This is a genomic window from Zoogloea sp. 1C4 (assembly GCF_009469605.1).
Taxonomy (GTDB): domain Bacteria; phylum Pseudomonadota; class Gammaproteobacteria; order Burkholderiales; family Rhodocyclaceae; genus Zoogloea; species Zoogloea oryzae.
This window is the reverse complement of sequence record NZ_SSXU01000008.1, coordinates 174,573-186,232: the sequence shown is the minus strand read 5'-3', so window position 1 is coordinate 186,232 and position 11,660 is coordinate 174,573. Positions and strand designations below refer to the sequence as shown.

The window sequence follows — 11,660 nt, the reverse complement described above, 5'->3', positions numbered from 1 at the left end:
ACCCAGCGGCCCAAGGACAAGAACAAGCTCTACGCCCTGCACGCGCCGGAAGTCGAGTGCATCGGCAAGGGCAAGGCGCGCCAGCCCTATGAATTCGGGGTCAAGGTGGGCATTGCCACCACCGAGAGAGGCAACCTGATCGTCGGCGCCCGGGCCTTTCCGGGCAATCCCTACGACGGTCACACCCTCGCCGAGCAGATCGAGCAGGCGACGATCCTGATGCAGGACGTCAAAGGCGCCCCGAAGCCCCACACCGCCATCGTCGATCTGGGCTATCGGGGTGTGGAGGTGCCCGGGGTCGAGATCATCCACCGGGGCCGAATCAAGAACCTGAGTGCCAAGGCGCGTCGTCTGCTTAAACGGCGTCAAGCAGTCGAACCCGTAATCGGACACCTGAAGGACGACTGCGGGCTACGGCGGAACTGGCTGAAAGGATCTGAAGGAGATGTGCTGCACCCGGTGCTCTGTGCCGCGGGCTACAACTTGCGCTGGCTACTGCGGGCGGTGGCTCGTTTGGGGCTGACGGCCCTTTTTGCGCTCGGCGTGCTGGTCGGGATGCTTGGGCGGGTACTCAGTGGCAGCGCAGCCTGGCCGTCAGGCTGGCGGCTGCAAGCGGCGAATTGAATATTTCAGGGCCGACTAAGTAGTCAGAGATTTCCTAAATCGAACAGATGGCTTTTAAAAAATCCTATAGAACATAACTTAGTAATGCATTATAACTATCGATTATGGTGTATTTTGCATATAAAATAACGTAGCGATAGGGGGTGTCTCATGGACAAGTTGGCTCTGATTTTCGGATCAAAAGAAAAATCATTCAAATCAGTATCAATCGCTCTTGCTCTAATTCTTCTACTTGCAGCGCTTGCTTCTCCGTCTCTCGAAGAAGGTGGTTTGCTTTATGGAATTCTAGTTGGCTCTAGTAGTAATCACGGAGCGGCAACGCTTCTTCGTGGAATCGCCAATTTTATACTGGCCTTAGGGGGGTCGGTATTGGCAGCAGTTCTCGTCCCAATAGCCGCAACTGTATGGGCAAAGGCGCTGAACCACGCAAAATGGCATGCATTGCAGCGCTTGTTCTCAATTCCAGAAGACGGAAGAATAGTCTTTGTGCTGCCAAAATTTGAAATTGCAGAGCAATGTTCGAAAATGAATGCATGTGTTAATGGGTTTGATGGTGGAAAAGAAAATTCTCCTGATAAGAGAATAAAGCATCTCGATAATCGAGCCTTGTCGTTTTATGATGTGGTTGCAGCGCGAGAAATTGGCGAGTTATTTGGAAGCTTCGGTTTTCATAAACCTAGAATTCAGTTTGATGAAGATGTTTATGACTACTTTAATAAACGCAAATTTCTTAACGTTAATAGTGACAAATTTGACGAGATAAGAAGAGCTGACACATTTATCTTGATTGGACTAACCTCAAATCATATGTCAATCTTGGTTGGAGAGCAGAGGTGGAATTCAAGTTACTTTAGATTCTGCCCTGGTACTATGACAAAAGATGACAAGCCGAGAGTTGTGATTTCAGGAAGTCCCGAGAGAGAAGATTTAGTAAAATTTTGGGACGATCCAGCAATTAATTTTGAAAGCTCTGAAGATGGGGCCTGTGCTTTGTTCTCGAAGTCCCGCGGATGCTTACCTGGATCAGATAGGGAAGTGACTTTTGTGCTTATTGGTGGTGGTACAGGACGAGCGACAAGGAAGCTTGCTTCTCATTTGAGAAAAAATTGGTATTCGCTCGCAAAATTGACACAAGGAGACAAGAAGAAGAGCCTCTCGGACGGTTTCTATAGTGTTGTTTTTTCATTAAGCGACAAGGCTGGTTCGAAAGTTGTTAAGAAAGCTGATTGTTTCTGAATACTATTAGTCTTACTGTGTCATTAGGGCGCATCGTCGAGAAATACTACAGATCCAACATTTCTCCAGACGAGATTCGTCTTTATGTGTTCTCTCGTCCCGACGATCCGCTTATGGCATTCAGTGCGGCTTGTCGAAGTGAACTCGTTGCCCTGCTCAGTGCGGCCTGATATGGATAGGGCAAGCGGAATCGTGCAATGACATCCGCCGGCATTCAGAGGGGCAATCACAGGCTGTGATCGGCAATCTGAGAGGGTAACGAGGGATGCGGCTGGCGGGTTGATCGATCGTGCAGCACACAAACGGCCACGGTTCGCACCGTGGCCGTTTAGCGTTCAGCATAGGCCTACTTGCCGAGCCGCCCTTTGCCCCTCGCAAGCCGATGCAGCACCGCCACCATCCGGTCGATCTCCTCGCAGGTGTTGTAGAACGCGATGGAGGGGCGCACGGTGGCTTCCTGCCCGAAGCGGCGCAGGATGGGTTGGGCGCAGTGGTGGCCGGAGCGTACTGCGATGCCTTCTTCGTTGAGGGCTTTGCCCACTTCGTCCGGGCGGTAGCCGTCCATCACGAAGGACATCACGCTGGCCTTGTCCGCGGCGGTGCCGATCAGCTTGAGGCCGGGCACCGTGAGCAGGCCGCGGGTGCCGTACACCAGCAGGTCGTGCTCGTAGCGGGCGATGTTCTCCATGCCGAGGCGCTCGACGTAGTCGATTGCCGCGCCCAGGCCCACCGCGTCGGCGATGTTGCCGGTGCCGGCCTCGAAGCGGGTCGGGGGGCCGTGGTAGATGGTCTTCTCGAAGGTGTCGTCGGCGATCATGTTGCCGCCGCCCTGCCACGGGGGCATGTCTTCGAGGATGGACCGCTTGCCGTACACCGCGCCGATGCCGGTGGGGGCAAACACCTTGTGGCCGGAGAAGACGAAGAAGTCCGCGCCGATCTCCTGCACGCGCACCCGCATTAGCGGGCGGGTCCGGCGATACGAACCAATTAAAATTCAGATGGATTCCAGTGGAATCCGAAAATGCTTTGCAGGACGCGGCCTATGGCAGACGGAAGCATGCCGGCGTTATCGGGTCAGGCGGGGACGGGCTCCGCTGCGTGGAGCACGTGGCAGTTGCCGCCGCGTTTCTTGGCTTCGTACATGGCGGCGTCGGCGTTCTTGAAGAGCGTCTGGGGGGCCTGGGCGTCGGTGGGGAAGATGCTCACGCCGATGCTCGCCGATACCGGCAGGCCGCCGCTGTGGGTGTTGCTGCGGGCGACGGCGGCGAGCACCCGTCGCATGGTTTCGTCGATCTGGTCGATGTCGGTGATGCCGGTGATGAGCAGGACGAACTCGTCGCCGCCCCAGCGGGCCACGGTGTCGCCGGCCCGCACGGTGGCCTTGAGGTTGTTGGCGATGTCCTGCAGCACGTCGTCGCCAGCCTTGTGGCCGAGCTTGTCGTTGATCGGCTTGAAGCCGTCCAGGTCGGCCAGGCAGATGGCGACCTTGCTGTTGGCGCGGTCGGCCTGGGCGAGGGCCTGGGTCAGGCGGTCTTCGAGGAGGTTGCGGTTGGGCAGGCCGGTGAGGGCGTCCTGGTGGGCCATGTCGCTGAGCTTGAGGCGCGATGCCTTGAGGGCGACGTTGAGCTGGCGGGTGCGCACGTAGAGGATCGCCAGCCCAAGCACCATGAGGGCGAGCCCGATGGCGACCGGGAGCAGATACTGCTGCAGGACGTCCCGCAGGTTGATCGGTTCGGACTTGTCGTAGGGGTAGATGTGGTGGCGCCGCATGACGGCCTGCACCTGCTGGTATTCCAGCGGGGTGGACCAGCGGTAGTAGCGGGCGCTCCGCGCGGCCGGGTGGTCGGGCGGCATCATCAGCAGGGTGGCGGCAACCTGGTTGGCGACGTCGATGGGAACGTGGGGCGCCGCGGCGAGCGGCCATTCAGGGTAAAGGCCGGTGCTCACGAGGAAGGGGAAGTCCCGGTGGGGCGCGGGCTGGATGATGCGCAGGCTGGATAGCGGGATGCTGCCTTCCCGGGCCATGGCTTCCAGCACGCCGCTGCGGGCAAAGCCTGCGTCGGCGCGGCCTTCGAGCACGGCCATGACGCAGTTGTCCTGGGGGAAACCGAGGAATTGAAGGTGCGTGTCCTTGTCGAGGTCGAGGCCGACCTGCCGGGCGAGGTCGTACTGGAGCAGGAAGGCGGCGAAGGAGGTGCGGTCTACCGCCGCGATGTGCTTGCCCTTGAGGTCTTCCAGACGCTGGATGTCCGGCCGGTCGCTGCGGGTGAAGATCACGCCGCCAAAGCGGTTGACGGTGACGCCGTTTTCGCGCTTGACCAGCGTGGCGAGGCGCGAGACGCCGAAGCGCGTCTCCATGATGATGTAGTGCTGGGGGTTGGTGAGCACGAAATCCAGCTCGCCGTGGGCGAGGGCGATCTCGAACTCGGGCAGCGTGAGCGGTACGGCGATGAAGTGGGTGCCGGGCATCCGCGACGAGAGGTAGTCCATCGTCGGCTGCCATTCGCGGATGGTGACGGACTTGTCGCGGAATGACGTGACGCCGACCCGGCGGACCGTATCGGTCTCCGGCACCGCTTCGGCATGGGCGTCTGCGATGAGGCAGAAAAAAAGCGCAAGCAGCACCACGACGAAACCCTGCAGGCCGCGCACGCAAAGGCGCCCCGGGGTGTTTCTGAGGGTATTCCCTCTTGTTGTCATTGTTTCCTCGCACCGTAAACCGGTGAATCGTCTCCCCGCTCCAATTGTATGCCTGCTGCCGGAGCAGCACCAAAGGAGACAGCCCGATTCACGCTGGCGAGCTGGGCGTGCTGTGGAAAATCAGGTCATGGGCGCGGTCTCGCGACGGCTTTCGGCCGTTGGGGCGTCATGGATTGCACGGAGGCGGCGGTGGTGGCGGGCACGAGGGTGTGAGCGATCTGCCAGAGGCGCTCCCGCCACTCATGGGGCGGGCCTTGTTGCTGGGTTGGCAGGGCCTCCAGGGCGGGCCAGTCGATGTGGGAAAGGGCGGCCTTGTCGGCGGCAGGCATGTCCCGGGCGCTGTCGCGCATCAGCTCGAGGCATTCGAGGACATGCGCGCACAGGCCCGGCGCGCTGAAGAACGCCGACTTGCCTTGCCCCACCGCGGCGCCGATGGCGAGGCCTGCGTCGTGCAGGTTGCCCAGCAGGGCGCGGCGCATCACGGTGGTGGCGGGGGCGTGGTCAGCCACGCTGCTCCCCGGCGTGCACCGGGCGCATGGGGGCCGCACGGCGAACGGGCTGCGGCGTGTGACGCGGGGCGATGCCGGCGGTGAAACGGCGCAGGGCCGGCTCGAAGCGCGCGGCGTCGATCAGGAAACCATCGTGCCCGTGGGGCGAGTCGATGGCGACCAGCGTGGCGCCGGGCAACAGGGTGGCCAGCTCGAACTGGTCCTCGGGTACGTAGAGGGCGTCGGAGGTGACCGAGCCGACCAGCACCGGCTGGTGGAGACTCGCCAGCGCCGCGCCGCAGCCACCCCGGCCGCGACCGAGGTCGTGGGTGTCCATGGCATCGAGGAGCACCCGGTAGCTGTTGGCATCGAAGCGTCGGGTGAGGGCTTGCCCGTGGTGGCGCAGCCAGCCCTGCACGGCGCCGTCGGCCGCCGAGTACGGAGCCTCGTCGGTGCCACTGTCACTGTCGCCAACTCGGCTGAAGCGGCTGGCCAGGGCGCCGGGGCTGCGATAGCTGACCATCGCCATCGCCCGGGCGGCGGCCAGCCCTGCGACGGGCGGATCGGCCGGCGGGTAATGCCCATCCCGATACTTCGGGTCGGCGGCGAGGGCGAGGCGCTGGGCCTCGCTCCAGGCCATGCACCAGGGCGAATGGCGGGCGGCGGCGGCGACGCTGGCCACGGCGTCGACCCGATCCGCGTCGAGCAGCGCCCACTCCAGCGCCTGCAGGCCGCCCATCGAGCCGCCGATCACCAGCCGGATGCGACGGATGCCGAGGGCGTCGGCCAGCAGGATCTGGGCATGCACCTGATCGCGGATGGTGATGCGCGGAAAGCGCGCCCCCCAGGGCCTGCCGTCCGGCGCCGGGCTGGCGGGGCCGGTGCTGCCGTAGCAGCCGCCCAGCACGTTGCTGCAGACGATGAAGTCGCGCTCCGGGTCGAGGGCCCGACCGGCGCCGAACAGCGGCGCCCACCAGTCGTCGGCGTCGGCCGAGCCGGTGAGGGCGTGGCAGACGATGACGGCGTTGTCGGCCCGGGGGGTAAGCCGGCCCCAGGTGCGGAAGGCGATCTGCGCGTCCGGTAGCTGCTCGCCCGATTCGAGGCGCAGCGGGGCGCCCGGGCGGAACACCCGGGTCTGGTCCGAGAGCCGGAAGTCGCTCACTGCGCGCTCCTCCGGTTACTGCACGGCCGTCTGCCCACGTGACGCGGTGTCACCCCTTCGGATGGCCAGACGGTGGCGCTCATGCCGCGGTTGCCAGGCCGGCCCGGCGCAGGGCGTGGTCGAAGTCGGCCTTGATGTCCTCGATGTGCTCGATGCCCACCGACACGCGGATGAGATCGGGCCGCACGCCGGCGCTCTTCTGTTCGGCCTCGGAGAGCTGCTGGTGGGTGGTGGAGGACGGGTGGATGACCAGCGTCTTGGCGTCGCCCACGTTGGCCAGGTGGCTGGCGAGCTCCACGTTGTCGATGAAGGTGCGCGCGGCGTTGGCGCCGCCCTTGATGCCGAAGTTGAGCACCGCGCCAAAGCCGTTACGCAGGTACTTCCTGGCGAGCGCGTGGTAGGGGCTGTCTTCGAGGCCGTTGTATTCGACCCACGCCACCTGCGGGTGGGCCTTGAGCCAGCGGGCGAGTTCCAGCGTGTTGTCCAGGTGGCGCTGGACGCGCAGCGACAGCGTCTCGACGCCCTGCAGGAGCTGGAAGGCGTTGAAGGGCGACAGGGTGGGGCCGATGTCGCGCAGGCCTTCGACCCGGGCGCGGATGGCGAAGGCGATGTTGCCGAAGGGGCCGCCGCTGCCGAAGACTTCCCAGAAATTGAGCCCGTGGTAGCCCGGCGCCGGATCGGTGAACAGCGGAAACTTGCCGTTGCCCCAGTTGAACTTGCCGGCGTCGATCACCACGCCGCCCACCGAGGTGCCGTGGCCGCCGATCCACTTGGTGGCGGATTCGACCACGATGTCGGCGCCGTGGTCGATGGGGCGGGCGATGTAGCCGCCAGCGCCGAAGGTGTTGTCCACGATGAGCGGAATGCCGGCATCGTGGGCGACCTTGGCGAGGGCTTCGAAATCGGGGATGTTGAAGCGCGGGTTGCCGATGGTCTCGACGTACAGCGCCTTGGTGTTCTCGTCGATGGCGCGGCGGAAGTCGTCGGGGTTGTCGCCCTCGACGAACTTCACGTTGATGCCCAGCCGCGGCAGGGCGACCTTGAACTGGTTGTAGGTGCCGCCATACACGTAGCTCGTGGAAACGATGTTGTCGCCAGCCTGGGCGATGGTGGTGATGGCGAGAAACTGGGCGGCCTGCCCGGAGCTGGTGGCCACCGCCGCGACGCCGCCTTCGAGCGCGGCGATGCGCTGCTCGAAGACGTCGGTGGTGGGGTTCATGATCCGGGTGTAGATGTTGCCGAACTCCTTCAGCGCAAAGAGGCGCGCGCCGTGGTCGGCGTCGTTGAAGGTGTAGGAGGTGGTCTGGTAGATCGGCACGGCGCGGGCGTTGGTGCCCGGGGCGGGCTGCTGGCCGGCGTGGACCTGCAGGGTTTCGAAACGGTAGGCGGCTTTGCGTTCGGTCATGGCGAGGCTCCTTGGGTTTGTCTTGTTGTGTTGTATCTGGCGAGGTGTCGCCCTCAGCCCCATACGCCGCTTCGGCGGTCTTCCACGCGCTTGGCCTTGTGGGTGGCGCGGGGCAGGGTGTCGGGCGGCAGGATGCTCACCACCGCGCTGACGCCGGTGACGGCCTTCAGGTGGTGGGCGAAGCGGCCGGCGAGATCGGCATCGGTGGCGGTGGCGGCGGCGGTGCGCTCGACCTCGACGGTGAGGCGATCGAGGTGGTTTTCGCGCTCGACGATCAGCCGGTATTCGCCGGTCAGCTCGTGGTCGCGGCGGGCGATGGCTTCCACGTCGCTGGGGAAGACATTGACGCCCTTGATGATGAGCATGTCGTCGAGCCGGCCGTGGATGCCCTGGAGGCGGATCGAGGTGCGGCCGCAGGCGCAGGGGTCGGAGGTGAAGGACACGATGTCGCCGGTGCGGAAGCGGATCATCGGGCGGGCGGTCTTCTTGAGGGTGGTGAGCACCAGCTCGCCGGGGCCGCCTTCGGGCACGGGCTCGTTGGTGTCCGGGTGGAGCACCTCGACGAGGATGTGATCTTCGGCCCAGTGCAGACCGTCCTTCTCCTCGCACATGCCGGCGCAGGAGCCGAAGATGTCGGACAGCCCGTAGTAGTCATACACCGAGGCGCCCCACAGGTCTTCGATGCGCTGGCGGGTTTCGGGGATCGAGCCGCCGGGCTCGCCGGCCACGAAGATGCGCCGTACCGACAGATCCTTCCGCAGGTCGATGCCTTCCTTGATGGCGGTCTCGCCCAGATACCAGGCGTAGGACGGCGTCGTCCAGATGGCGGTGACCTGGAACTGGCGCAGGATGGCGAGCAGGCGCTCGGACGGCACGGTGCCGGCGTGGATCGACAGGGCGCCGAGCTTCTGGGCGCCCAGCACGCACGGGCCGCCGACGAACAGCGAGAAGTTGAGGGAGTGGGCGTAGCGGTCCTCCGGGCGCAGGCCCGAGGACCAGAACTGGCGCGCCTCGTAGTCGATCCAGTCGTCGAAATCCTGGGCCGTGAAGGGCGAGGCGGTGGGCACGCCGGTCGAGCCGCTGGAGGCGGAGATGTAGACGATGTCCCGCTCGGGCACGGCCACCAGATCGCCGAAGGGCGGCACGGCGAGCTGGCGCTCGCGCAGGGTGGATTTGTTGATGAAGGGGAACAGGCGGATGTCGTCGAGGCTGCGGACGAGCTCGGGATGCACGCCGGCGGCGTCGAAACTCGCCCGGTAGAAGGGCGAGTGGTGGTAGGCGTGGAGCAGATGCTTCTGCAGCAGCTGCAGCTTCAGGGCGTCCCAGTCGGCACGGGACTGGGTTTCGAGGGCGGCGTCCCAGTAGGGACGGTCGGGGCTCAGCATGACGTGAATCCTTGGGGGGCGGACTGTTGGCCGGTGTAGGTCGTTGTAGGTCGTTGTAGGTCGTTGTAGGTCGGTGTAGGTCGGACTTCAGTCCGACATCTCCGGTCACCGGTGAGATGTCGGTGTCGGACTGAAGTCCGACCTACAGATACGCAGGCGTGCCTGACTACTGGAGGAAGGCCGGGCGAGCGTAGCCGGCGAAGTGCTTGTCGAGCGCGGCACGGTATTCCGGGGTATGGAAGGCGCCGGCGATGTCCCTCGCCCAGGGCTTGTCCTTGTCCTCGGTCTTCACGGCGACCACGTTGAGGTAGTGGTCCGGGGTCTTTTCCAGCGCCACGGCCTCGGTGAGCTTGAGGCCGGAGGAAATGGCGAAGTTGCCGTTGATGAGGGCGAACTCGGCGTCGTCGAGGGTGCGCGGCAGCTGGGCGGCTTCGATGGGGGTGAGCACCAGCTTGCGCGGGTTCTCGGCCACGTCCTTCTCGGTGGCCTTGAGCGGATCGACGCCGGCCTTCACCTTGATGAGCTTGAGCTGCTCGAGGAAGACCAGCGCGCGGGCCAGGTTGCTCGGGTCGTTGGGCAGCGTGATGCGGTCGCCGTCCTTGACGTCGGCAAGGCTCTTGCGCTTCTTGGAATACAGGCCCAGCGGGGCGATGGGCGCCTTGGTGATGTCGGTGAGGTTCAGACCCTTGTCGGCCGAGAACTTCTTCAGATAGATGATGTGCTGGAACAGGTTGGCGTCCAGCGAGCCCTGGGCGAGGGCCAGGTTGGGCTGCACGTAGTCGTTGAACTCGACGAGCTTGACGGTGTAGCCCTTCTTCTCGAGCACCGGCTTGATGCCCAGCTTGAGCTGGTCGAAGTTGGAGCCGGCGGTGGCGCCGATGACGAGGGTCTTCTTCTCCTGGGCGTGGGCGGTGCCAAGACCGAGCCCGGCGACGAGGCCGACGGTGGCGGCGAGCTGGGCAAGGCGCAGGGCGAAGTGGCGGCGGGTGCTGTGCATGGTGATGTTCTCCGGAACGATTGGGTTAGAGGTGTTGTTGTTTTGGGGTTTAGCGCTTGTCCATCCGGCGGGCGAGCCACTGGCCGGCAAACTGGACGCTCTGGACGAGGGCGATGAGCAGGACGATGGTGATGACCATCACGTCGGTCTGGAACCGGTAGTAGCCGTAGCGGATCGCCAGATCGCCGATGCCGCCGCCGCCCACCACGCCGGCCACGGCCGAGTAGGACAGGAAGCTGACGGCCAGCACGGTGATGGCCAGCACGAGTCCGGAGCGGGCCTCGACCAGCAGCACGTGGCGGACGATCTGCAGCGGCGAGGCGCCCATCGCTTCGGCGGCCTCGATCACGCCCCGGGGCACGTCGCGGAGGGTCTGCTCGATGAGGCGGGCGAAGTAGAAGGTGGCGGCGATGGACAGCGGCACGCTGGCCGCCAGCGGCCCGATCGAGGTGCCGGCGATCACCCGGGTGAAGGGCGAGATCGCCACCAGCAGGATGATGAACGGGAAGCTGCGCACCACGTTGATCACGCCGTTGGTGACCAGGTTGAAGCCGCGGAAGCGTTCCAGCGACTGGCCACGGCTGGTGAGGAACACCAGGATGCCCAGCGCGCCGCCCAGCACGAGCGCGACCGACAGGCAGATGGCGAGCATCAGCAGGGTCTCGCCGGTGGCTTTGAGGATCTCGGGCTGCAGTTCGATCAGCGTATCGAGGAGGTTCTCAGGCATGGGCGGCCTCCAGGGCGAAGTGGTGCGGGGCGGGCGCAGTCGCTTCGGACTGCGTCGGAGATGGGCTGGCGGCCGGGCCGACGGCGCCGAAATCGGCCAGCCAGCTGGCAAGCAGGGAGCCTTCGGGAATCGCGCCGTTGGCGATGTCGAGCTGCTCGACGATGCGGCCACCCTCCATCACCGACACCCGGTGGCACAGGCGGCGGACGACTTCCATCTCGTGGCTGACGAGGAGAATCGTCACGCCGAATTGGCGGTTGGCGTCGGCCAGCACGTCGAGCAGATCCAGCGTGGTGCGCGGGTCGAGGGCCGAGGTGGGTTCGTCGGCGAGGAGCACGTGGGGCTCGGGCGCCAGGGCTCGGGCGATGGCGACGCGCTGCTTCTGGCCGCCGGAAAGCCGCCCGGGGTAAACATCGGCCTTCTCTGCCAGCCCGACGAAATCCAGGCAGGTGGCGACGCGCTTCTTGATGTGATCCGCGCTGGCGCCGGCGATGCGCATGGGCAGCGCGACGTTCTCGGCGACGGTCTGGTTATGCAGCAGGTTGAAGTGCTGGAAGATCATCCCGATGCGGTGGCGGGCCTGGCGCAGGCCGGAGGCCGAAAGCCGGGTCAGGTTCTGGCCGTGGACGATCACCTCGCCGGCGTCGGGACGCTCGAGCAGGTTGACCAGGCGCAGGAGGGTCGACTTGCCGGCGCCCGAGAAGCCGATGATTCCGTGAATCTCGCCCTGGGGAACCACCAGATCGGTGGTGCGAACGCCGACCTCGCCGCCACCGGGGTCGGTGAAGCGGCGGGAGACGCCCTTGAGCGCGATGGCGGGCGTGGATGCTGGGGTAGCGGACATGGTGCGGTGCAAAAAGGGCTGGGAACGCAGCCACTTTATTCGCCGGGGTCTGGCACCTGAACCAATTAAATCTGCAGAGCTATGCAGATGAT

At 64.5% G+C, this 11,660-nt stretch carries 11 protein-coding genes; 2 read left to right on the top strand and 9 right to left on the bottom strand.

Going from position 1 to position 11,660, the window contains the following annotated elements; translation table 11 throughout:
- Together GH681_RS12440 and GH681_RS12435 are read left to right on the top strand one after the other, a co-directional pair.
- A partial coding sequence (locus tag GH681_RS12440) for a transposase (RefSeq protein WP_228111889.1) occupies nt 1–624 on the top strand: 624 nt, incomplete at its 5' end.
- Nucleotides 625–774: 150 nt separating this feature from the next.
- Nucleotides 775–1,860 (top strand): hypothetical protein, encoded by a 1,086-nt coding sequence (locus tag GH681_RS12435; RefSeq protein WP_153161799.1) that lies wholly within the window; start codon nt 775–777, stop codon nt 1,858–1,860.
- A gap of 346 nt (nt 1,861–2,206) precedes the next feature.
- Here GH681_RS12435 and GH681_RS12430 read toward each other — a convergent pair whose 3' ends face one another.
- From GH681_RS12430 to GH681_RS12390, 9 genes are all read right to left on the bottom strand, one after another.
- Nucleotides 2,207–2,818, bottom strand: coding sequence for an aminotransferase class V-fold PLP-dependent enzyme (locus tag GH681_RS12430; RefSeq protein ID WP_153161798.1), 612 nt, complete (start codon nt 2,816–2,818; stop codon nt 2,207–2,209).
- 116 nt (nt 2,819–2,934) lie between these two features.
- Entirely contained in the window at nt 2,935–4,512 is a 1,578-nt protein-coding gene (locus GH681_RS12425; RefSeq protein WP_194271223.1) for a diguanylate cyclase, read from the bottom strand.
- A gap of 173 nt (nt 4,513–4,685) precedes the next feature.
- Nucleotides 4,686–5,069, bottom strand: coding sequence for a hypothetical protein (locus GH681_RS12420; protein ID WP_153161796.1), 384 nt, complete (start codon nt 5,067–5,069; stop codon nt 4,686–4,688).
- On the bottom strand, nt 5,062–6,210 hold the full coding sequence (gene metX, locus GH681_RS12415; RefSeq protein WP_153161795.1) for a homoserine O-acetyltransferase: 1,149 nt from the start codon (nt 6,208–6,210) through the stop codon (nt 5,062–5,064). Before metX ends, GH681_RS12420 begins: the two co-directional genes overlap by 8 nt.
- A gap of 79 nt (nt 6,211–6,289) precedes the next feature.
- Entirely contained in the window at nt 6,290–7,615 is a 1,326-nt protein-coding gene (locus tag GH681_RS12410; protein ID WP_153161794.1) for an O-acetylhomoserine aminocarboxypropyltransferase/cysteine synthase family protein, read from the bottom strand.
- Nucleotides 7,616–7,668: 53 nt separating this feature from the next.
- Nucleotides 7,669–9,000 carry a phenylacetate--CoA ligase family protein gene (locus GH681_RS12405; protein WP_153161793.1) on the bottom strand — a complete coding sequence of 444 codons (1,332 nt, stop codon included), beginning with the start codon at nt 8,998–9,000 and terminating at the stop codon, nt 7,669–7,671.
- A gap of 166 nt (nt 9,001–9,166) precedes the next feature.
- Nucleotides 9,167–9,997 carry a MetQ/NlpA family ABC transporter substrate-binding protein gene (locus GH681_RS12400; protein WP_153161792.1) on the bottom strand — a complete coding sequence of 277 codons (831 nt, stop codon included), beginning with the start codon at nt 9,995–9,997 and terminating at the stop codon, nt 9,167–9,169.
- A gap of 49 nt (nt 9,998–10,046) precedes the next feature.
- Nucleotides 10,047–10,700 carry a methionine ABC transporter permease gene (locus GH681_RS12395; RefSeq protein ID WP_368666705.1) on the bottom strand — a complete coding sequence of 218 codons (654 nt, stop codon included), beginning with the start codon at nt 10,698–10,700 and terminating at the stop codon, nt 10,047–10,049.
- A 16-nt stretch (nt 10,701–10,716) separates the two neighbouring features.
- On the bottom strand, nt 10,717–11,568 hold the full coding sequence (locus GH681_RS12390) for a methionine ABC transporter ATP-binding protein (protein WP_153161790.1): 852 nt from the start codon (nt 11,566–11,568) through the stop codon (nt 10,717–10,719).
- Nucleotides 11,569–11,660 lie beyond the last annotated feature (92 nt).